The following is a 21,304-nucleotide window of genomic DNA, read 5'->3' on the forward strand; positions in this document are numbered from 1 at the left end:
ATCCGGCCCGTCCCTCGCGGCGTCGTGCCGGAGACGGCGATGGTGATGGCCGCCGGCTTGGGCAAGCGCATGCGCCCGCTGACCGCGACGCGACCCAAGCCGCTGGTCAAGGTCGCGGGCAAGCCGTTGATCGATCACGTGTTCGAGCGGTTGCAGGCCGCCGGGATCAAGCGCGCGGTCGTCAACGTGCATTATCTCGCGGATACGCTGGAGGCGCACGTCACCGACCGGTTCGACGGGATCGACGTGGTGATCTCCGACGAGCGGAAAATGCTGATGGAGACGGGCGGCGGGCTCGTCCAGGCGCGCGGCCTCCTCGGCGATGCGCCGGTGCTGGTCGTCAACAGCGACAACCTCTGGATCGACGGGCCGGTCGACGCGATCAGGCTGCTCGCGTCGCGCTGGGACGACGCGAAGATGGACGCGCTGTTGCTGATGGTGCCGCTCGCGCGCGCGAACAATCACGGCGGCATGGGCGATTTCTATCTCGGCAGCGACGGGCGGATCGCTGGCCGCCGCAAGCCCGGCCGCGTCGCGCCGTTCGCCTATACCGGCATCCAGATCCTGCACCCGCGCCTGATCGCCGACTGGCCGGAGGGGCCGTTCTCGACCAACATCTTCTGGGACCGCGCGATCGCCGCCGGGCGCGCCTATGGTCAGGTCCACCAGGGCTTGTGGTTCGACGTCGGGACGCCCGCCGCGATCCCGAAGACCGAGGCGATCCTTGCGGATGGCTGACGTCGCCACGGCGGCTCGTCCGACGCTCTACACGATCCCAGCGCACCGGGCGTTTGCGGATGCGCTCGTCGCTGGGCTGACCCGGCGGGTGGGGCGCGATCCGCTGGCGCTCGCCCGTGCGCTCGTCGTCCTGCCAAACAACCGCGCGGTGAAGGCCGTCACCGAAGCGTTCGTCCGCGCGAGCGGCGGTGGGCTCGTCTTGCCGCGGCTGGTGGCGCTGGGCGATCCGGAGATGGGCGAGGCGGTCAGCGCCGCGCTCGATCCCGCGGACGATATCGATCCGCCGCTGCCTGCCGTGCCCCCCTATCAGCGCCGCATGATCCTCGCGCGGCTGGTGTCGGAAGAGCGCGCGCGCGAAGGCCATCCGGTCGATGCCGCCGAAGCGGTGCGCCTCGCAGGCGAACTCGCACGGACGCTTGATCAGTTGCTCGTCGAGGAGGTACCGCCGACCAAGTTACGCGATATCGAGCTTGGCCCCGAACTCACCGAGCATTGGCGGCGTGCGCTGGCAACGTTCGAGATCGTGCTGCAACGCTGGCCCGGCGAACTCGCGCGGCTGGAGCGGGTCGATGCGGCGACGCGGCGCTCGGCGTTGCTCGACCGGCTCGCCCAGCGCTGGCGGAATGCGCCGCCGACCGGGATCGTCTGTGCGGCGGGCGTGACCGATTCCGCGCCAGCAGTCGCGCGTTTGCTCCGCTGCATCGCCGACATGCCGCAGGGCATGGTAGTATTCGCCGGCCTCGACCTGGCGCTGCCGGACGAGGAATGGGACGCGCTCGGCCCGCATGATCCGAACCCGGTCACCGGCCTCACGCGCCGCTCGATCGAAACGCATCCGCAGTTCGACGCCAAGCTGATGCTCCTGCGCATGGGCGTCGCCCGTGGCGAGGTACAGACATGGCGCGAAGGTGGCGGACATGACGCCGACCCCGCGCGCGGCCGGGCGATCGCCAACGCCCTCGCACCCGCGGACTTCACCGGCAAATGGACACAGATCGCGGCGGAGGATCGCCGGCTAAAGGGCGTGACCGCCGCCGAACTCGCAACGCCAGCAGAGGAAGCGCAGGCGATAGCGCTGGTCCTCCGCGAGGCGTTGGAAGTGCCCGAGCGGACCGCCGCGCTCGTCACGCCGGATCGCGCGCTCGCACGGCGCGTGGCAGCGCATCTCGGACGCTGGGGCATCGGCATCGACGACAGCGCAGGGCGGCCCTTGTCGATCCTGCCACCGGGCACGCTCCTGCTCGCGCTGGCCGAAGCGGCGGCGCAGCGCTTCTCGCCGCTCGCATTGCTGGCGTTGCTGAAGCACCCGCTGGTCCGTGCAGGCGAGGATCGCTTGCTATGGCTCGACGGCGCACGCGCGCTCGACCGACGGTTGCGCGGCCCACGACCGGCAGCGGGACTCGGGGGGATCGCCGGGCATCTTGAGGAGCGGAAGGGCACGGCGGCGACATGGTGGGCCGACGTCCAGCCGTTGCTGACGCCGCTGGCGAACGCGTTCGATCAGGGGCCGCAACCCTTGGCATCGGTGCTCGCCTGCCTGCGCGAGACGGCGCAGAGCCTGTGCGGCGACAATCTCTGGTCCGGCCTCGCAGGGCGTGCGGCGGCGGAGTTCCTCGCCGATCTGGAAGCCGAAGCGCCGGCCGGGCCGCCGCGGATCGATCCGCGCGAGCTGCCACAACTGTTGCGAACGTTGCTCGACGAAGTGGCGGTGCGGCCGGCACCGGGCGGCCACCCGCGACTTGCGATCTACGGCCTGATCGAAGCGCGGTTGCAGACCGCGGACGTCATGGTGCTCGGCGGGCTGAACGAAGGCGTGTGGCCCGGCCGGCCTGCGCCTGATCCTTGGCTGGCGCCGCGCATCCGCATGGAGCTGGGTCTGCCCGGCCTGGAGCGGCGTGTCGGCACGGCGGCGCATGATTTTGCGCAGGCGTTAGGCGCACCTCGCGCGGTCGTCACGCGGGCACGCAGGGATGCGAAGTCACCCGCTCTGGCCTCGCGGCTCTGGTTGCGGTTGCAGGCGCTCGCGGGCGATCGGTTCGAGAGGGCGTCCGCGCTGGAAGGCTGGACGCGCGCGCTAGACGATCCGGGCGAACATTTGCCGGCCGATCGCCCCGCGCCGTCGCCGCCTGCGCTGCTGCGTCCGAAAGCCATCTCCGTCACCGAGGTGGATCGGCTCAAGGCCGACCCCTACGCCTTCTACGCGCGCCGTGTGCTCGGGTTGATGCCGCTCGATCCGGTCGACGCGGACCCCAGCGCTGCGTGGCGCGGGACGGCGGTGCACGACATCCTCGAGCAATGGTGGAAGCAGGACAACTGCACCGTCGACACGCTGCGGATGCGCGCGAAGGCGATGCTCGACGACGAGCGCACCCATCCGATGATGCGTGCGCTCTGGCAACCGCGGTTGCTCGAGGCGATCGACTGGATCGCGGGCGCGATCGTCGCGCAAGGCGAGGACGGCCGGACGGTTGCCAGTGCCGAGGGCAAGGGCAAGATCGAGATCGCCGGCGTGACGCTGTCGGGTCGCTATGACCGCATCGACAAGCTCCCCGACGGACGCCTCGCGGTGATCGACTACAAGACCGGCAAGCCGCCTTCACCGACCGCGGTGCGCGCCGGCTACAGCCTGCAACTCGGGCTGCTCGGCCTGATCGCCGAACGCGGCGGGTTCGAAGACGTGCGCGGCACCGCCGGCGCGTTCGAATATTGGTCGCTCGGCAAGAAGCGCGACGCGTTCGGCTATATCGAGAGCCCGGTCGATCCCGAGGGCAAGCGCGACAAGATCCCGACCGCCGAATTCACGGCAATCGCCGCGCACAACTTCACCGAAGTCGTCGGCGAATGGCTGACCGGCAGCGCCGCGTTCACCGCGAAACTGGTGCCCGAATACGCCCCCTATGCCGAGTATGACCAGCTGATGCGACGCGACGAATGGTATGGCCGTGAGCGGTGACGCGCTCGCCACGCTGCCCCGACTGCGGGGCGCGCAGGCCGATGCGAGCAACCCGGCCTCGCACGTGTGGCTATCCGCGTCGGCCGGCACCGGCAAGACACAGGTGCTGGCCGCCCGCGTGTTCCGGCTGCTGTTGCGCGGTGTCGATCCCGGCGCGATCCTGTGCCTGACCTTCACCAAGGCGGGCGCGGCCGAGATGGCCCAGCGCATTAACGGCCGGCTCGCCGCATGGGTGCGGATGCCGGACCCCATTCTGGCGAAGGATCTCGACGCGCTGGGCGAGAGCACGTCCGAAGCATTGCGAGGCCGCGCCCGCACCCTGTTCGCCAAGGTGCTCGACGCGCCGGGCGGGGGCCTGCGTATCCAGACGATCCACGGGTTCTGCCAAGGGTTGCTGGCGGCGTTTCCGGTCGAAGCCGGGCTGACGCCGGGCTTTCGACCGCTGGAGGCACGCGAGGAAGCCGGCTTGGCACGCGAGGCGCTGGCGTCGATGCTGTCGGACGCAGAGCGCGAAGGCCGCGAACGCCCGGTCGAGATCGTCGGCCGCCTGTCGCTGCGGATGGGCGAGGGCGGGGCGGAGGCGTTCCTGCTCGCCTGCGCGCGTGCGCTGCCAGCGTTGGAGGCGTTGCCAGTCGGGATCCAGCCATGGCTCCGTCGCGAACTCGGATTGCCGTCGGGCGACATCGACGAAGCGATCACGGAGTGGTGCGACGCACTCGACCTCGACGCAATCGCGCGCATTGCTGCGGCCAACCGCGCCTGGGGGACCGCCACCGGGCAGGCCGCAGCGGCAACCGTCCAACGCTGGCTCGACTCCGAGGATCGCGCGGCGACGTTGGACGAGCTCGCCAGCGTCGTGCTCACCGGCACGGGCACGCAGCGCAAAGCCTCGAAGAAACTGATCGATGCCGAGCCCGACTACGAAATCCTCGCGCGCGATCTGGGCGAGGCGTGCACCGACGTGCTGTCGATGGTCCAGCGCGCCACCTATTGCGACCTGCTCGCCGACGGGCTGGAGGTCGGGCGTGATTACGCGCGGGGGTACGCGCTGGCCAAGCGACGCGCGGGGGCGGTCGATTTCGACGACCTGATCGCGACGACGGTGGCGCTGCTCGACCAGCCGGGGATCGGCGAGTGGGTGCGTTACAAGCTCGACCAGGCGACCGAGCATCTGCTGATCGACGAGGCGCAGGATACCAACGGCCACCAGTGGCGGATCGTCCGCGCGCTGGCCGACGAGTTCTTCGTCGGCCGCGGTATCTATGCGCCATCGACGCGGACGCTGTTTACGGTCGGTGATTACAAGCAAGCGATCTTCGGCTTCCAGGGCACCGACCCGCGACAGTTCGAAGCCGCGCAGATATCTTTCTCCCGGCGCGCCGAAGAGGCGTTTGGTCACGACGACTGGCCCGAGAACGAGCGGGGCTTACCTTTATCGGCACTGTCGCTGACGCATTCGTTTCGGTCGACGCTGCCCGTTCTAGAGTTTGTTGACGCAGCTATTGAGGCAATCGGCGAACCGGGGCTTGGTATCGAGACTACGGAACCGCACGCCAGCGAGGTCGCCGGGCCGGGCACCGTGACCTTGTGGCCGCCGGTGTCGGCTGGCGGCAGCGAGGACGACGAAGAGGGCTGGGTCGACGATGCGGTCCGCAAACTCGCCAGCGATATCGCGCGCGCGGTGAAGGGCTGGCTCGCCCCTGACACCGGGCGCATGCTGGAGAGCAAGGGGCGGCGGTTGCGGCCCGAGGACGTCATGATCCTGGTCAAGCGCCGCGGCGATCTCGCCTCGCTGATCGTCGCGCGGCTGTATGCCGAGGGCGTACCGGTGGCGGGCGTCGATCGCCTGCGGCTGAACGCGCCGCTCGCGGTGCAGGATTTGCTCGCGACGATCCGCTTCGTGTTGCAGCCGGAGGACGATCTCAGCGTCGCCGCGTTGCTCGTGTCCCCGCTGATCGGCTGGACGCAGGACGAATTGATGGCAGCGGCACCGCGCGAGGCCGGGCCGCTCTGGCGCCACCTGCAACGCACGCAACCCGCGACGCGGCTCGCGCCATTGCTGGCGATGCTGGCGCGCGCGGATATCGCCACGCCGTACCAGTTTCTGGAGGAGCTGCTGTCGGGCCCGCTCGACGGTCGCCGCAAACTGATCCGCCGACTGGGAACTGAGGCACGCGATCCGATCGAGGAATTGCTCAACGCCGCGCTGACGTTCGAGAGCACGACGACACCGTCGTTGCAGCGTTTCCTCGACTGGTTCGACCGCGGCGACGTCGAGATCGTCCGCGATCCGTCGGCGCCGCTCGATGCGGTCCGGGTGATGACCGCACACGGCGCGAAGGGGTTGCAGGCGCCGCTCGTCATTCTGGCGGACGCGACCGCAGACCCGTCGGCGGCGCCGCGCTCGATCCTTAAATGGGCGCCCGAGCCTGGGGCCGCGCCGATCCCGGTGTTCCGCCCGCGGTCGAGCGAGCGCGGCGGACCGCTCGATGCGGTCGTATCGGCGGCCGAACAGCGCGAACTGGAGGAGCATTGGCGGCTGTTCTACGTCGCCGCCACGCGCGCCGAAGAGCGGCTGGTGATCGCCGGTGCGCTCGGGCCGCGCGCGAAGGGGGTGCCGCCGGAGAACAGCTGGTACGCCGCGTCCGATCGGGCCCTGACAGCGCTTGAGGTCCAAGTGGGCGAGGGCGCCAGGACGTTTGCCGGGGTCGAGCCTCAGCCTGCGGTGATCGCCAAGGCTTCGGCATCGGTCGAGAGTGCGCCAAATGCGCAGCTACCGGGATGGGCGCATGAACCCGCACCGCAAGAAGCGCGTCCGCCTCGTCCGCTGTCACCGTCTGCGCTGGGTGACGACGCGGTGTCCGATCCACCGCCGACGCCAGCGATGCGCGTTGCAGCGGAGCGAGGCCGGTTGATCCATGCGCTGTTCGAGCGGCTGCCGGCGGTTGCCGTCACCGACCGCGCGACGGCAGCCGATCGCTGGCTGGCGAAAGCAGGCGGCGTCGATGATGCCGCAGCACGGTCCGAAATCGTGCGGAGCGTGGTCGCAGTGCTCGACGACCCGCGCTTCGCCGAGCTTTTCAGCGCGGATACGTTGGCCGAAGCGCCGATCGCCGCGACCCTCGCGAACGGCATGGTCGTGTCGGGGACGGTCGATCGCCTGCTGATCGAGCCCGACCGCATCCGCGTCGTCGACTTCAAGACCGGCCGTCGCGCACCGCGCGGGCTCGACGACGTGCCGGAATATCATCTGAAGCAGATGGCGGCCTATGCCGAAGCCTTGAGCGTGATCTTCCCGGGGCGGTCGGTCGAGGCCGCCTTGCTGTACACGGCCGGACCGCGGTTGATCGTGCTGAACGACGAGACGCTGGCCGCGAACAAGCCGCACTATCGGCCCACGGAGCAAAGCTAGCCCCCCGGTGGTTGAGCGTACACGCGAGCGACCTTAGATACGACTCAACCAAGGAGAATTCACGATGGCGACCAAGCAGATCACCGATGCCAGCTTCGATGCGGACGTACTGAACGCCGACGGCCCCGTGCTCGTCGATTTCTGGGCGGAATGGTGCGGCCCGTGCAAGATGATCGGGCCGTCGCTTGAGGAGATTTCGGAAGAACTCGGCGAGAAGGTGACGATCGCCAAGCTCAACATCGACGAGAACCCCGACGCGCCCGGCAAGTACGGCGTCCGCGGCATTCCGACGATGATCCTGTTCAAGGGCGGCGCACCGGCAGCGACCAAGGTCGGCGCAGAGCCCAAGGGCCGGCTGAAGGCTTGGCTCGAAGGCGAACTGGCCTGATGTTAATGACGGCGCCGCTGCTTTTGGCGGCAGCGCCGTCATCGTCTGACCTATATAAGTCAGACGCGTGTGAGGCAGCGCGTCGACGCCAAGACCACACTGCCATGATCCGGGCATGTATTCCGCTGAAGCCGACTCGGATGTACGAAGGCGTTTGGTACGACACGTTCGAAGGGCAGCAATTTTTTGACCGTGCCACGACGTTGGCGGTCATTCCCGCTTCGCGTTCGAGTGTCTGGCTGGAGATAAACCGGAGGGAAGCTCTCGTCCGCGCCAATTTAGCGGACCGCATTGCCGAGGTTATGACGCCGCATGCCTATCGCGTCCGGTTCGTGGAGGCCGAGACGCTGAACATGAATTGCAATGATCGCGACTCCTTCGGACGGTCGTCATGCTTTGGGCACGAAGGCGCCTTTCCCGGCATGGTAGTGGTCGAGAGGATTCTCGCGATCGACGCGCTCTAGTTTGCTGTCGTGATCACGACCGATAGTCGGCGTTGATCGAAATGTAGCCGTGCGTAAGGTCGCAGGTCCACACCGTGGCTTTGCCCTCGCCGAGCGCAAGATCGACGCCTATTTCGATCTCGTGGCCTTTCAGGTGCGCAGCTACCGGTGCTTCGTCATAGCCGCTTAGAGCCAAGCCACCCTCGGCAACCTGAGTATTTCCGAAGCGGATCGAGAGTGTGTCCCGATCTGCGGGCTCGCCGGCCTTGCCGACCGCCATGACCACGCGGCCCCAGTTGGCGTCCTCGCCGGCGATCGCGGTCTTCACCAACGGCGAGTTGGCGATGCTCATCGCGATGCGGTGTGCGCTGCGGTCGCTGTCGGCACCGGTCACCTGGATCTCGATCAGCTTCTGCGCGCCTTCGCCGTCGCGGACGACAAGCATCGCGAGTTGGTGGCACAGGTCCGCCAATGCCGCACGGAACGCATCCGCGCCTACGCTGTCGTTGTCAGCTAACGCGACGTTACCAGCCTTGCTCGTTGCGAAGGCAAGCACCGTGTCGCTGGTCGATGTATCGCTGTCGACGGTGATGCACGAGAAGCTCGGCGCGTTCGCCTTCGACAGCGCGGCCTGCAGGAATTCCGGCTCGACCGCGGCGTCGGTGAAGATGAAGCCGAGCATCGTCGCCATGTCCGGCGCGATCATCCCCGAGCCCTTGATGATCCCCACCAGCGAGACAGTGCGATCGCCGATCACCGCGGTCGTCACCGCGCCCTTGGTGAAGGTGTCGGTCGTCATGATCGTCGCGGCGGCATCCTCCCAGCCGCAGGGTTCCGCGGCGAACGCGGCGTCCAATCCGGCCTCGGCCTTGTCGATCGGCAACGGCACGCCGATCACGCCCGTCGAGGACACGAACACGTCCGAAGGCTGGCACCCGAGATGTGCCGCCGTTCGCGCCGCGATCGCTTCGACCGCCGCCCGGCCGCGCGAGCCGGTGAAGGCGTTAGAATTCCCCGCGTTCACGACCAGCGCACGTGCCTGACCTAGCGTTAGCGCTGCGCGGCACCATTCCACTTCGGGCGAAGGGCATTTGCTGGTCGTGAGCACGCCCGCAACCACAGTGCCGGGATCAAGCGTTACGAACGTAAGGTCGCACCGATCCCACGTCTTGTACTGCGCGCGCGCGACATGCAGCGCGACTCCGTCGATCGAAGGGGCGGCGGGGAAGGGCAAGGCGAGGGGCGAGGTCTGCATGCCGCCTTCATAGTCTCTGCGTTCCGGTCGGCAAGATCGCCGGTTGCGCTTGACCCGCTGACGTCCGTCGGTGTCCAAGGTGGTGGAGAGGCGGACGCAGGATGATCGACCAGGACATGAGCGCGGCACCTGGTGCGCGGTTTGACGGCAGCAGCACCCGCGTGATGATTGTCGTCGTCGCGGTGATAGCCGCGCTCGGCTTCGCTTTCGCAGCATGCGTCGTGCTGATTGCCAGTAGCGGCTATCGCTTGTGGCGGGCGCCGATCCCGACCACGATCGCGCGCGACCTACCCGTTGTCGCCACGCCAGCGCGGCCGGTCGGGCGTTATGCGGACTGGTTCGGTCCCGATGACTACCCCAGGTCCGCTATGCAACACGGCAGGGAAGGCGCCGTGAAGGTCGCATTGCTGGTGGCCTCGGACGGATCGGTAGAGGCGTGCGAGGTCGTAACGGGAAGTGGGACCAACTCACTCGATAGCGGAACGTGCCGCGCGGCGGTCCGGCACGGCGAATTCACCCCCGCGCGCGACGCGAAAGATCGTGCCATCGCCTCGCGTGTCGACATGCCGCGCGTTCGATGGGCGCTGCCGCGAGACGAACGGTAGATTTATGGCACGCGCTCGCATACAGCCGGTACCGCATGAACCTGCTGCTTCTCCTCTCCGCCCTCCTGTCCGCGCTGACCGGCGCGGTACCGGGTGTGCGTGGTCAGTCCGCGCAGGCCGTAGCGCAGGGCAGCGTTTGCGCGCAGGCTGCCAAGGTTGCCGTCGCGAAAATTGGAGAGCGGCCGGTCGCCGCGCTGGCCTCGCTAGAGGACGTCGCTGTCTTCGCGGCAGTGCAGGTCATCGCGGTCAGCATGACCCCGATCTGGGCGAGCCGTCGGCGCGAATAGCGTCGCGCACTTGATCTCTCCGGCCCCAAGGCCGCCCCTCATTTTCCGCGTGCGTGCCACCGTGTGCCGCCGCGTCTCAAATTCAGGAAATCAGCCCATGTTCGGTGGCCTCGCCAAATCCTTGTTCGGTTCGTCCAACGACCGCTACGTCAAGTCGCTCAACCCGATCCTCGCCAAGATCGCCTCGTTCGAGCCGTCGCTCCAGGCGATGTCGGACGAGGAACTCTCTGCGCAGACCGTCAAGTTCCGCGCGCGGCTCGCAGAGGGCGAGAAGCTCGACGACCTGCTCCCCGAGGCGTTCGCGACGGTCCGTGAGGCCGCGCACCGCGTGCTCGGCCAGCGCCATTACGATGTGCAGATGGTCGGCGGCATCGTCCTTCACCGCGGCGAGATCGCCGAGATGCGCACCGGCGAGGGCAAGACGCTCGTCGCGACGCTCGCGACCTACCTCAACGCGCTGCCCGGCGATGGCGTCCACGTCGTCACCGTCAACGACTACCTCGCGGCGCGCGACGCGGAGTGGATGGGGCAGGTCTACACCTTCCTCGGCATGACGATCGGCGTCATCATCCCGAACCTGTCCGACGAGGAACGCCGCGCTGCCTATGCCGCGGACATCACCTATGGCACGAACAACGAGTTCGGTTTCGACTATCTGCGCGACAACATGAAGTACGAGCGCAGCGCGATGACGCAGCGCGCGTTCAACTTCGCGGTGGTCGACGAGGTCGATTCGGTGCTGATCGACGAGGCGCGCACGCCGCTGATCATCTCCGGCCCGACCGACGACAAGTCCGAGCTGTACATGCAGGTCGACGCGGTCGTGAAGCAGCTCGAGCCGATCGACTACGACAAGGACGAGAAGCAGAAGACGATCATCCTCACCGAGGACGGTACCGAGAAGGTCGAGCGGATGCTCGAGGCGGCCGGACTGCTTGAGGGGCAGAACCTGTACGATTTCGAGAACACGCAGGTTGTCCATCACCTCAACCAGGCGTTGCGCGCGATCGTGATGTTCAAGTCGGACATCGACTACATCGTCAAGGACGGCAAGGTTATCATCATCGACGAGTTTACCGGTCGCATGATGGACGGCCGGCGCTGGTCGGACGGCCTGCACCAGGCGGTCGAGGCGAAGGAGGGCGTCCAGATCGAGCCCGAGAACCAGACGATGGCCTCGATCACGTTCCAGAACTATTTCCGCATGTACCCCAAGATCGGCGGCATGACCGGCACCGCGGCGACCGAGGCGGCCGAATTCTACGACATCTACAAGATCAACGTCGTCAGCATCCCGACCAACGTCGAGGTGAAGCGCGTCGACGAGGAAGACGAGTTCTACAAGGACACCAAGGACAAGTTCGCGGCGATCGCCAAGAAGATCAAGCATCACGCGGACCTGGGTCAGCCGGTGCTGGTCGGCACGGTGTCGATCGAGAAGTCCGAGATGCTGAGCGAGTTCCTGGTCGGCGAGAACGTCGATCACAAGGTGCTCAACGCGCGCTTCCACGAGATGGAGGCGCACATCGTCGCGCAGGCCGGGCGCAAGTCCGCGGTGACGATCGCGACCAACATGGCGGGCCGCGGCACCGACATCAAACTCGGCGGCAACCTCGAATTCCGCATGCTCGACGAGCATCCCGAGCTGGTCGAGGGCACGCCCGAGTATGACGAGGCGGCGGCGCGAATCACGATCGAGATCGAGGCGGAGAAGCAGGCGGTGCTCGCCGCGGGCGGTCTGTTCGTGCTCGGAACCGAGCGGCACGAGAGCCGGCGTATCGACAACCAGCTGCGCGGGCGCTCGGGTCGTCAGGGCGATCCAGGTCTGTCGCGCTTCTATCTCAGCCTCGACGACGATCTGCTGCGTATCTTCGGCCCGGACACGCTGTTTGCCAAGATGATGCGCAACAATATCGAGGACGGCGAGGCGATCGGCAGCAAGTGGTTGTCGAAGGCGATCGAGACCGCGCAGAAGAAGGTCGAGGCGCGCAACTACGACATCCGCAAGCAGGTCGTCGAGTACGATGACGTGATGAACGAGCAGCGCAAGGTCATCTACGAGCAGCGCGCGGACATCATGGATGCCGATACGGTCGGCGACGTGGTCACCGACATGCGCGCGGAGACGGTCAACGTGATCGTCGGCGATGCGTGCCCGCCCAACTCGTATCCCGAGCAGTGGGACGTCGCGGGGATGAAGACGCGGCTTGCCGAGGTGATGAACCTCGAGCCGCAGATCGACGCATGGTTGCTGGAGGAGTCGGTCGACCCCGAGGTGATCGAGGAGCGCGTCCGCGCGATGGCGGACGAGGCGATCGCGCAGAAGTCGGCGGATCTCGATGCGGAGACGTGGACCTCGGTCGAGAAGTCGATCCTGTTGCAGAACCTCGACCATCACTGGAAGGAGCATCTCGCGACGCTCGACGCGCTGCGTCAGGTCGTCCATCTTCGCGCATACGCTCAGAAGACGCCGATCAACGAGTATAAGCAGGAGGCGTTCTCGCTGTTCCAGCGGATGCTCGAGACGATCCGCGAGGACGTGACCAAGACGATCGCGCATGCGCAGTTCCAGATGCAGGCGCCTGTCGGGCTGCCCGAGCTGCCGGACTTCATCACGACGCATTTCGACCCGTTCACGGGGGAGGATAACTCGAACGATTTCGATGCTGGCACACGCGGCCACATCACCTCGACGATGCCGCCGCTGCAGATCCCTCAGCCGCAGGAGGCCGATATCGGCGAAGATCCGGCGAACTGGGAAGGCGTGGTCAGCCGCAATGCGCCTTGCCCTTGCGGGTCGGGGCGCAAGTACAAGCAGTGCCACGGGGCTGTTTGAGGGACTGAGCTTTCAAGGCTTCACCACCCCGGCGGAGGCCGGGGCCCAATTGGTGAGGTCGAAGTAACGAAGCGAGTCCGTCGTGAGCGACGGTTCCCAATTGGGCCCCGGCCTCCGCCGGGGTGGTGTGATCGGACGCGGGTCGCCTTCACCCGTTCTCCCGCGAAGGTGGGAGCCCAGGCCATCGGCGATGGCGGATGGGACTCCTGGATCTCCGCCCTCGCGGGGGAACGGTTGTTCGCGAGGAACGGACTTTCGGAGCCACTCCGCCGACCGATCGTTAGTACCCCATGCGCCAAGCCACCACGATCCTCACGATCGACACCACCCGCCAAGGCCTGATCGACGTTACAGACCAGATCTCCCGCTGGACCCGCGACCAACGCCTCACCGAAGGCGTCCTGACGATCTTCTGCCGCCACACCTCCGCCTCTCTCCTCATCCAGGAAAACGCAGCGCCCGAAGTCCGCACCGACCTCGAAGCCTATTTCGCCCGCATAGCCCCCCAATCGCGTGAGTATCTCCACGACGACGAAGGCCCCGACGACATGCCCGCGCATCTCCGCACCGCGCTCACCCAGGTCCAGCTCTCGATCCCGCTGATCGACGGCCGACTCGCGCTCGGCACATGGCAGGGCATCTACCTGTTCGAGCACCGCCGCCGCCCGCATCGCCGTACACTCGCGCTTCACGTCATCGGCGACTGAACCAGATCATGAAAAATGAGTCAGTATGGTGGCGTATTGGAGCGATCCCGTTCATCAACCGTTCCACCATTGACGGCTAATAAGCGGCGTTTCGCCGCATTCGCCGCGAACGGAGACGACACCATGTTCAAGACACCGGGTCGCAAGGTCGCATTCGCAGCGCTCGCAACGGGCGCGCTGCTGCTGGCCGGATGCGCGACCGAGACCGCTTATCGCCCCGCGACGGGGCAGGGGTTCAACCGCACCGGCTATAGCGACCGCCAGGTCGAGCCCGGCCGCTTCCTCGTCAGCTTCGCCGGCAACAGCGTCACGTCGCGCGATACCGTCGAGCGTTACCTGTTCTTCCGCGCTGCCGAACTGACGTTGCAGAACGGCTACGACTATTACTTGATGGCCGACCGCGACACGAATCTCCAGTCGCGGACCTACTCGACGCCGGGCATCGGCGGCGGGTTCGGCTATGGCGGCTTCGGCGGCTATTGGGGGCCGTCGTGGCGCTATTACGGCCGCGGCTTCGGCTGGCGCAACTGGAGCCCCTATGGCGGCTTCGGTGGTGGTTTCGGCGGCGGCTATGGCGGTTTCGGCGGTGGCCCATGGGGCAACGACTTCGATATCCGTACGATCGATCGCTATGAGGCAACGGCCGAGATCGTGATGCGCAAGGGACCAATCCCGCGCGACAACATCCGCGCGTTCGATGCGCGGAAGGTTGTGGACAGCATTGGACCGAGTGTCGTGTTGCCGAAGTAAGCTGTCGATTTCGAGACGGTAAAGAGGCCGGGCTACTCCAGGGTAGTCCGGCCTTTTTCGTAGCGCTACTCCCTCTCCCCTTCGGGGAGAGGGCCGGGGTGAGGGGCAGTTGGGAGTGCTCGCGGCGCCCCTCACCCAACCCTCTCCCCGGAGGGGAGATGGCTAAGAACCTACCCCGCAGCCTTCGCCAGCCCCTTCGACAGCTGCAGCGCGCCGTGCAGCCGCGCCTTAGGGTCACCCCAGGCCCGCTGCAACACCAGCTTGCTGTCCGGCCGCAACCGCGCAACCCCGTTCAAGCGCTCGACATATGCCAGCAGCTTGTCGATGTTCGGCGGCTTGTCGTCGTGGAACGACACCAGCACGCCCTTCGGCCCGACGTCGATCTTCGACACGCACGCGCGTTTCGCGTTCAGCTTGATCTCGATGACCTTGATCAGATTCTCGGTCGCATCCGGCAGCGGGCCGAAGCGATCGATCATCTCGGCGGCGAACGCCTCGATCTCCTGGCCCTCGTCGAGATCGTTGAGGCGACGATACAGCCCCATCCGCAGGTCGAGATCGGGTACGTAATCCTCGGGAATGAGGATCGGCGCATCCACCGTGATCTGCGGCGAGAAATCGCGCGGCCGCGACGAGGTCATGCCGCCAGCCTTGGCGTCCATGATCGCCTCCTCCAGCATCGCCTGGTAGAGCTCGAAGCCGACCTCCTTGATATGCCCGGTCTGCTCGTCGCCGAGCATGTTGCCCGCGCCGCGGATATCGAGATCATGGCTCGCCAACTGGAAGCCAGCGCCCAGCGAATCGAGATCGGACAGCACCTTCAGGCGCTTCTCCGCGGTCACCGTCATCTGCCGCTCGGGCGGCGTCACCAGATACGCGTACGCCCGCGTCTTCGACCGACCCACGCGACCACGCAGCTGATACAATTGCGCAAGGCCGAAGCGGTCGGCGCGGTGGACGATCATCGTGTTGGCGGACGCGATGTCGATCCCGCTCTCGATGATCGTGGTCGAGACGAGCACCTCGAACTTCTTGTCGTAGAACGCCGACATCTGCTCCTCGACCTCGGTCGGCGACATCTGACCGTGCGCGACGACGAAGCGGATCTCCGGCACCTGTTCGCGCAAGAAATCTTCGATCTCGGGCAGGTCGGCAACGCGCGGCGTGACGACGAAACTCTGCCCCCCACGGTAATGCTCACGCAGCAACGCCTCACGCAGCACGACCGGGTCGAACGGCATGATGTACGTCCGCACGGCGAGGCGATCGACCGGCGGGGTCTGGATCACCGACAGCTCGCGGATTCCCGACATCGCCATCTGCAGCGTGCGCGGGATCGGCGTCGCGGTCAGCGTCAGCATGTGGACGTCTGCCCGCAGCGCCTTCAACCGCTCCTTGTGTGTGACGCCGAAGCGCTGCTCCTCGTCGACCACGACCAGCCCGAGCCGCTTGAAGTCGATATTCTTCGCAAGCAGCGCATGCGTGCCGATGACGACGTCGATCGTGCCGTTCGCCAGCCCCTCCTTGGTCGCCTTCGCCTCGCTGGCGGTGACGAGCCGCGACAGCCGGCCCATGTTCATCGGGAAGCCTTCGAAGCGGGCGACGAAATTGTTGTAATGCTGGCGCGCGAGCAACGTCGTCGGGCAGACGATCGCGACCTGCTTGCCCCCCATCGCCGCGACGAACGCTGCCCGCAGCGCGACCTCGGTCTTGCCGAAGCCGACGTCGCCGACGACCAACCGATCCATCGGTTTGCCCGCGGCGAGATCGCCGAGCACGTCCTCGATCGCGCGGTCCTGGTCCTCGGTTTCCTCGTACGGGAAGCGATCGACGAAGCTCGGGTAGCCGCTCGCATCGGGTTCGAGCACGTCGCCCGGATGCAGCGCGCGTTCGGCGGCGGTCGCGATGAGTTCGCCGGCGATCTCGCGGATCCGCTCTTTCATCTTCGACTTGCGGCGCTGCCAGCCCTCGCCGCCAAGACGGTCGAGCGTCGCGCCTTCCTCGGACGAACCGTAGCGCGAGAGGACGTCGATATTCTCGACCGGGACGTACAGCTTGTCGCCGCCCGCATAGCTTAGCGCGACGCAGTCGTGCGGGCTCTGGCCGACCGGGATCGAGGTCAGGCCCTCGTAGCGGCCGATGCCGTGCTCGGTGTGAACGACGAGGTCGCCGGGCGTCAGCGTCGCGAGTTCGGCTAGGAACGCGTCGGCGGACTTCTTGCGCTTCTTGCGGTGGACGAGGCGGTCGCCGAGCATGTCCTGCTCGGTCAGCACTGCGATCCCCGGCGCGGTGAAGCCGTGGTCGAGCGGCAGGACGATCAGCGCGACGCCGAAGCTGCGCGCGGTGTCGGCGATGCCGAGCGCTTCCTGCCACGTCTCGGCGTGCTTGCCCCCCTTCATGCCGTGGTCGGCGAGCAGGCTCCCCAGGCGTTCGCGCGCGCCGATCGAGTAGCTGGCGAGAATAGGTTTCCGGCCCTGTTTGCGCAGTTTCTCGACGTGATCCGCGACGGCTTCGTAGATATTCGTCTGCGCCGCCCGCTCGGGGCCGAAATCGCGCGGGCCGTCTACGTCAAAGTCGAGGACGGTGACGCTCGGCGGTTCGTGGAACGGCGAGGTGATGTGCGCCGCAAACGCCTCGACGCCGCCGGACCATTCCTGCGCGTCGAGGTACAGCGCCTTGGCGGTGAGCGGGCGGTAGCTGCCGGGCTGGGCGGCCTCGGCGCGCTTTCGGTTCTCGTAATAGTCGGCAATCGATTCGAGGCGGCTTTCGACCGCTGCGGCGACGCCGTTGTCGCGGACCACGACGTCGTCGGCGCCGAGATGGTCGAACAGCGTCGCCATCTTCTCCTCGAACAGCGGCAGCCAATGCTCCATGCCCGCGATGCGGCGGCCTTCGGAGATCGCTTGGTACATCGGATCGCCGGTCGCGGTCGCGCCGAAAGCGTCGCGGTAGCGGGTGCGGAAGCGCTTGATCGAGTCCTCGTCGAGCAGCGCTTCGGAGGCGGGGAGCAGGACGAAGCCGTCGATCCGGCCAGTCGTGCGCTGATCCGCCGCGTCGAAGGTGCGGACGCTTTCGATCTCGTCGCCGAAGAAATCGAGGCGGAGCGCGTGGTCTTCGCCGGACGGGTAGAGATCGACGATCCCGCCGCGCACCGCATACTCGCCCTGGTCGTGGACGGTATCGGTGCGGACATAGCCGTTCGCCTGGAGCAGCATGGCCAGCTTGTCGCGGCCGATCCGTTCGCCAGGGGCTAGCCGCGCGACGAGCTGGCGGATGCGAAACGGGGTGAGGACGCGCTGCGTCGCTGCGTTGGCAGTGGTGAGGAGGAGCTGCGGCCCCTTGGGCTTGCCTTGCAATCGCTGGAGAGCGGCGACACGCTCGGCCATGATGCGGAGCGTCGGCGAGGCGCGGTCGTAGGGGAGGCAGTCCCAGGCGGGGAAGCTCAGCACTTCGAGATCGGGCGCGAAATACGCCGCGGTCGAGGCGACCGCGCGCATCGCCGCATCGTCCGGCGCGATGAACACCGCGCGCGTCTTCGCGGCGCGCGCGAGATCGGCGAGCAGCGACGGCTGAAAGCCGGACGGCACGCCGGAGAGGATCAGCGGGCTAGTCGCGGAAAGGATCGTCTTGAGGTCTTGCATCGGTTTCCTAAAGCCCTCTCCCCGGAGGGGAGAGGGAGTGCGTTATTTCACGACGGTCACGTAATTAATGTCGCGCATCGCCTGCATCATCGGCCCGTCCCACTCGGGCGGGCAGACGATCGAGCCGATCGCCCAGCCCATGATGTCGACGTCCTGTTCCTCCAGCAGCGCCTCAAACCAGTCGAGCTCTTCCGGCGTCCACGTTCTTCCATAGGTCGCGAAGAAGCCGCCGATCATCATGTCGGCTTCGCGCGTGCCGCGGTGCGAGCTGCGAAAGCCCAGGCGCTTGAGGCGGGTCTCGTGGTCCATTTCGAACTCCAAACACGAACAGCCGGCGACCGCTGGCGGCGGCCGTCGGCTAGGCTATAGAGGCCAGATAGTCATGCGACCCGAAATCCTCAATCCGCTGTTCGCCGAAACCCTCGTCCTGAAGGGGGTAGGGCCCGCGCTCGCCAAGCCGCTCGACCGGCTCGGGCTCGCGCGCGTCGTCGACGTGGCCTTCCATCTGCCGACTGGCTACGTCGATCGCCTGCCGCGCACCGAGCTGATGTCGAGCGATGCCGGGCGGATCATCACGATCACGTTGACCCCGCGCGACTACAAGATCAGCGCCGGTCGTGGTCCGACGCGGGTGCAGGCGACCGACGAGCTGGGCAACTACGTCAGCCTCGTATTCTTCGGCGGCAGTTCGGGTTGGGCGAAGAAGCTGCTGCCGATCGGCGAAGCAAAGCGCGTCTCGGGCCGGCTCGACGAATACGGCCAGGAATTGCAGATCGTCCATCCCGACATCGTCGAGCCGGACGAGGAGTTGCGCGAGCGCGAGCCGATCTATCCGCTGTCGGAAGGCCTGACGTCGCGGCGACTGGCGGCGTTGACCACGCAGGCGGTCGCGCGCGCGCCGGATCTGCCCGAGTGGATCGAACCTGGGCTGAAGGCGAAACGCGAGTGGCCGGGCTGGCACGAATCGCTTGAGCGCATCCACGCCGACCCGTCGGACGCGAAGGCGCGCGAGCGGCTGGCGTATGACGAGGTGTTCGCAAACCAGCTCGCGATGACCATCGTTCGCGCAGATACCCGCAAGCGCCGAGGCCGCGCGTTGCAAGGCGACGGGCGGCTGCGCGAGATGCTGAAGCTGCCCTACACGCTGACCGGCGCACAATCCCGGACGGTCGGCGAGATCGAGGGCGATCTCGCACAGACCGCGCCGATGCTGCGGCTGCTGCAAGGCGATGTCGGTTCGGGCAAGACGCTGGTCGCGGCGATGGCGATGCTGATCGCGGTCGAGGCCGGCGCCCAGGCGGCGATGCTCGCGCCGACCGAGATCCTCGCGCGCCAGCATTACGAGACGCTGCGGAAAACGCTCGCCGGCCTGCCGATCGAGATCGGCGTGCTGACTGGTCGCGACAAGGGCCGCGTGCGCGAGGCGACGCTGATGGCGCTGGCGAGCGGCGAGATCGATATCCTCGTCGGCACGCACGCGATCTTCCAGGATGCGGTCGGCTACAAGGACCTGGGTCTGGTGGTGGTCGACGAGCAGCACCGCTTCGGTGTCGCGCAACGCATGACGTTGCAGGCCAAGGGTGTCGCCCCGCCGCATCTGCTGGCGATGACCGCGACGCCGATCCCGCGGACGCTGACGCTCGCGCAATACGGCGAGATGGACGTGAGCCGCCTCGACGAGATGCCGCCGGGCCGTCAGCCGATCGAGACGCGCGTGATCTCCGAGGATCGCCTCGATGACGTGGTCAACGCGCTCGGCCGGCATCTGGCGGACGGCGGGCAGGCCTATTGGGTGTGCCCGCTGGTGGAGGAAAGCGAGAAGAGCGACCTCGCCGCCGCCGAGATGCGCGCGGAAACGCTCCGCGCCCGCTTCGGCGAGAAGGTCGCACTGGTTCATGGCCGCATGAAGCCGGCGGAGAAGGACGCGGTGATGGCCGAGTTCTCCGCCGCGCGCACGTCGGTCCTCGTCGCGACGACGGTGATCGAGGTCGGCGTCGACGTCCCCAACGCGACGCTGATCGTGATCGAGCACGCGGACCGTTTCGGCCTAGCCCAGCTCCACCAGCTCCGCGGGCGGGTTGGGCGCGGCACCGGGCGATCGACTTGCCTGCTGATGCGCGGGTCGTCGCTCAGCGAGACATCCCGCGCGCGCCTCGCGCTGATGCGCGAGACCAACGATGGCTTTCGTATCGCCGAGGAGGATCTCCGCCTCCGCGGAGCCGGCGAACTGCTCGGCACCAAGCAGTCCGGCGAAATGGCGTTCCGGCTCGCGACCCCCGACATGATGGCCGACCTCCTACAATGCGCGCACGACGACGCGCGCCTGCTGATCGACCGCGACGGTGGGTTGGAAGGACCGAGAGGGCAGGCGGCGCGCACCGCGCTGTACCTGTTCGATCGAGACGCGGGTGTGGCGCTGCTGCGCTCGGGTTGACCTGTACGGGGCAAGCGCTCACGGACCCGCCATGGCTGCCTTGCTTCCCATTCTCGTCGTACTTCTCGCGGGTATCGGGCTTGCGATCCAGCCGCCGACCAACGCCGCACTGGTTAAGGCGTCCGGCTCGCTGTGGCTCGGGTCGCTGGTGTCGTTCGCGGTCGGGACGATCGCGCTGTTGGGCGTCTGGGCGGCTACCGATCGGACGATGCCGGCGGCATTGAAGGGCGCGCCGGGCTGGGCATGGCTGGGCGGCCTGTACGGTGCGTGTTTCGTTGCCGCGCTCGCCTATGCGACACCGCGGCTTGGCCTCGCATCGGCTCTGACGCTGGCGGTTGCGAGCCAGCTCGTCACAGCGCTGATCCTCGACCGGTTCGGATTGCTCGGGCTCAGCCAGCAGCCGATCAGCGTGGCGCGGTTGGCGGGGGTTGCGCTGGTGATAGGAGGCGTGGTGCTGGTCCGCGCCGGCTGATCCGTCAGCTGTTGCGGGTCATCACAGCCAGCATGCCGTAATACTCGGAAAGCGGGATCGTCCGGTCCAGTTCGCAGCCAATCCGGCCGCCCAGCGACCAGCGTACTACCGCGTCGACGCTACCGAGGATCGGCAGATGGATTTGCAAGACATCGCCCGCAACGGCATTGCCTTCGCATCGCGCCATCAGGCCGTTCGCCGACATGTTGACCAGCACCAGCTTGATGCTGTTCCCCGCCGCGTCGATCGCCCGCGTGCGATGCATTACCTCGTCGCGGGGAGCGCCCCGTGCGTCGCGAACGGCCGTTGCAGAGCCTGGCATCGATCGTTCCCCGGTTGTGACCATCAACGTTAACTTATGACGGATGGCGTGAACCGGGTGC

Annotated in this window: 16 protein-coding genes; 12 read left to right on the forward strand and 4 right to left on the reverse strand. The window is 67.1% G+C overall.

The window, feature by feature from the left end:
- The first annotated feature begins 39 nt into the window (after nt 1-39).
- The 5 genes from IFT67_RS00220 (at nt 40) to IFT67_RS00240 (ending at nt 7,955) form a co-directional block, all read left to right on the forward strand.
- Nucleotides 40-738 carry a nucleotidyltransferase family protein gene (locus tag IFT67_RS00220; protein ID WP_192146280.1) on the forward strand — a complete coding sequence of 233 codons (699 nt, stop codon included), beginning with the start codon at nt 40-42 and terminating at the stop codon, nt 736-738.
- Nucleotides 731-3,691 carry a double-strand break repair protein AddB gene (addB, locus tag IFT67_RS00225; RefSeq protein ID WP_192144586.1) on the forward strand — a complete coding sequence of 987 codons (2,961 nt, stop codon included), beginning with the start codon at nt 731-733 and terminating at the stop codon, nt 3,689-3,691. The genes IFT67_RS00220 and addB overlap by 8 nt, the downstream gene beginning before the upstream one ends.
- Nucleotides 3,675-7,103: a double-strand break repair helicase AddA gene (gene addA, locus IFT67_RS00230; RefSeq protein ID WP_192144587.1), complete on the forward strand. Its 3,429-nt coding sequence runs from the start codon at nt 3,675-3,677 to the stop codon at nt 7,101-7,103. Before addB ends, addA begins: the two co-directional genes overlap by 17 nt.
- A gap of 64 nt (nt 7,104-7,167) precedes the next feature.
- On the forward strand, nt 7,168-7,491 hold the full coding sequence (gene trxA / locus IFT67_RS00235) for a thioredoxin TrxA (protein ID WP_055877560.1): 324 nt from the start codon (nt 7,168-7,170) through the stop codon (nt 7,489-7,491).
- Between the two features lie 140 nt (nt 7,492-7,631).
- Entirely contained in the window at nt 7,632-7,955 is a 324-nt protein-coding gene (locus tag IFT67_RS00240) for a hypothetical protein (RefSeq protein ID WP_192144588.1), read from the forward strand.
- A gap of 13 nt (nt 7,956-7,968) precedes the next feature.
- Here the strand turns inward: IFT67_RS00240 and argJ are convergent, their stop codons facing one another.
- Nucleotides 7,969-9,189, reverse strand: coding sequence for a bifunctional glutamate N-acetyltransferase/amino-acid acetyltransferase ArgJ (argJ, locus tag IFT67_RS00245; RefSeq protein WP_192144589.1), 1,221 nt, complete (start codon nt 9,187-9,189; stop codon nt 7,969-7,971).
- Between the two features lie 116 nt (nt 9,190-9,305).
- On the opposite strand from argJ, the gene IFT67_RS00250 reads away from it, so the two are divergent.
- The 5 genes from IFT67_RS00250 (at nt 9,306) to IFT67_RS00270 (ending at nt 14,374) form a co-directional block, all read left to right on the forward strand.
- Complete coding sequence (locus IFT67_RS00250; RefSeq protein WP_192144590.1) at nt 9,306-9,794, forward strand: energy transducer TonB; 489 nt, start codon at nt 9,306-9,308, stop codon at nt 9,792-9,794.
- A gap of 35 nt (nt 9,795-9,829) precedes the next feature.
- Nucleotides 9,830-10,081: a hypothetical protein gene (locus tag IFT67_RS00255; RefSeq protein ID WP_192144591.1), complete on the forward strand. Its 252-nt coding sequence runs from the start codon at nt 9,830-9,832 to the stop codon at nt 10,079-10,081.
- A 97-nt stretch (nt 10,082-10,178) separates the two neighbouring features.
- A complete protein-coding gene (gene secA / locus IFT67_RS00260; RefSeq protein ID WP_192144592.1) occupies nt 10,179-12,917 on the forward strand; it encodes a preprotein translocase subunit SecA in 2,739 nt (912 codons plus the stop codon).
- A 290-nt stretch (nt 12,918-13,207) separates the two neighbouring features.
- On the forward strand, nt 13,208-13,624 hold the full coding sequence (locus IFT67_RS00265) for a secondary thiamine-phosphate synthase enzyme YjbQ (RefSeq protein WP_192144593.1): 417 nt from the start codon (nt 13,208-13,210) through the stop codon (nt 13,622-13,624).
- A gap of 123 nt (nt 13,625-13,747) precedes the next feature.
- Nucleotides 13,748-14,374, forward strand: coding sequence for a CC0125/CC1285 family lipoprotein (locus tag IFT67_RS00270; protein ID WP_192144594.1), 627 nt, complete (start codon nt 13,748-13,750; stop codon nt 14,372-14,374).
- A 170-nt stretch (nt 14,375-14,544) separates the two neighbouring features.
- On the opposite strand, the gene mfd is transcribed toward IFT67_RS00270, so the two are convergent.
- Both mfd and IFT67_RS00280 read right to left on the reverse strand, forming a co-directional pair.
- The gene (gene mfd, locus IFT67_RS00275; RefSeq protein WP_192144595.1) at nt 14,545-18,015 is read right to left on the reverse strand and encodes a transcription-repair coupling factor; all 3,471 of its coding nucleotides are present in this window, start codon (nt 18,013-18,015) and stop codon (nt 14,545-14,547) included.
- Between the two features lie 42 nt (nt 18,016-18,057).
- Complete coding sequence (locus tag IFT67_RS00280) at nt 18,058-18,324, reverse strand: FAD assembly factor SdhE (protein WP_056048683.1); 267 nt, start codon at nt 18,322-18,324, stop codon at nt 18,058-18,060.
- A 73-nt stretch (nt 18,325-18,397) separates the two neighbouring features.
- Here IFT67_RS00280 and recG point away from each other — a divergent pair, with 73 nt between their 5' ends.
- The gene (recG, locus tag IFT67_RS00285; protein ID WP_192144596.1) at nt 18,398-20,449 is read left to right on the forward strand and encodes an ATP-dependent DNA helicase RecG; all 2,052 of its coding nucleotides are present in this window, start codon (nt 18,398-18,400) and stop codon (nt 20,447-20,449) included.
- Between the two features lie 31 nt (nt 20,450-20,480).
- Entirely contained in the window at nt 20,481-20,921 is a 441-nt protein-coding gene (locus IFT67_RS00290) for a DMT family transporter (protein ID WP_192144597.1), read from the forward strand.
- A gap of 4 nt (nt 20,922-20,925) precedes the next feature.
- Here the strand turns inward: IFT67_RS00290 and IFT67_RS00295 are convergent, their stop codons facing one another.
- Nucleotides 20,926-21,243 (reverse strand): PilZ domain-containing protein, encoded by a 318-nt coding sequence (locus IFT67_RS00295; RefSeq protein ID WP_192144598.1) that lies wholly within the window; start codon nt 21,241-21,243, stop codon nt 20,926-20,928.
- Nucleotides 21,244-21,304 lie beyond the last annotated feature (61 nt).

This window comes from Sphingomonas sp. CFBP 13728 (assembly GCF_014841895.1).
Lineage (GTDB): Bacteria > Pseudomonadota > Alphaproteobacteria > Sphingomonadales > Sphingomonadaceae > Sphingomonas.

Coding starts and splice junctions, on each gene's coding strand:
- IFT67_RS00220 (WP_192146280.1), top strand. CDS start 40: ATGGTGATGGCCGCCGGCTTGGGCAAGCGCATGCGCCCGCTGACCGCG.
- addB (WP_192144586.1), top strand. CDS start 731: ATGGCTGACGTCGCCACGGCGGCTCGTCCGACGCTCTACACGATCCCA.
- addA (WP_192144587.1), top strand. CDS start 3,675: ATGGCCGTGAGCGGTGACGCGCTCGCCACGCTGCCCCGACTGCGGGGC.
- trxA (WP_055877560.1), top strand. CDS start 7,168: ATGGCGACCAAGCAGATCACCGATGCCAGCTTCGATGCGGACGTACTG.
- IFT67_RS00240 (WP_192144588.1), top strand. CDS start 7,632: ATGTACGAAGGCGTTTGGTACGACACGTTCGAAGGGCAGCAATTTTTT.
- argJ (WP_192144589.1), bottom strand. CDS start 9,189: ATGCAGACCTCGCCCCTCGCCTTGCCCTTCCCCGCCGCCCCTTCGATC.
- IFT67_RS00250 (WP_192144590.1), top strand. CDS start 9,306: ATGAGCGCGGCACCTGGTGCGCGGTTTGACGGCAGCAGCACCCGCGTG.
- IFT67_RS00255 (WP_192144591.1), top strand. CDS start 9,830: ATGAACCTGCTGCTTCTCCTCTCCGCCCTCCTGTCCGCGCTGACCGGC.
- secA (WP_192144592.1), top strand. CDS start 10,179: ATGTTCGGTGGCCTCGCCAAATCCTTGTTCGGTTCGTCCAACGACCGC.
- IFT67_RS00265 (WP_192144593.1), top strand. CDS start 13,208: ATGCGCCAAGCCACCACGATCCTCACGATCGACACCACCCGCCAAGGC.
- IFT67_RS00270 (WP_192144594.1), top strand. CDS start 13,748: ATGTTCAAGACACCGGGTCGCAAGGTCGCATTCGCAGCGCTCGCAACG.
- mfd (WP_192144595.1), bottom strand. CDS start 18,015: ATGCAAGACCTCAAGACGATCCTTTCCGCGACTAGCCCGCTGATCCTC.
- IFT67_RS00280 (WP_056048683.1), bottom strand. CDS start 18,324: ATGGACCACGAGACCCGCCTCAAGCGCCTGGGCTTTCGCAGCTCGCAC.
- recG (WP_192144596.1), top strand. CDS start 18,398: ATGCGACCCGAAATCCTCAATCCGCTGTTCGCCGAAACCCTCGTCCTG.
- IFT67_RS00290 (WP_192144597.1), top strand. CDS start 20,481: ATGGCTGCCTTGCTTCCCATTCTCGTCGTACTTCTCGCGGGTATCGGG.
- IFT67_RS00295 (WP_192144598.1), bottom strand. CDS start 21,243: ATGCCAGGCTCTGCAACGGCCGTTCGCGACGCACGGGGCGCTCCCCGC.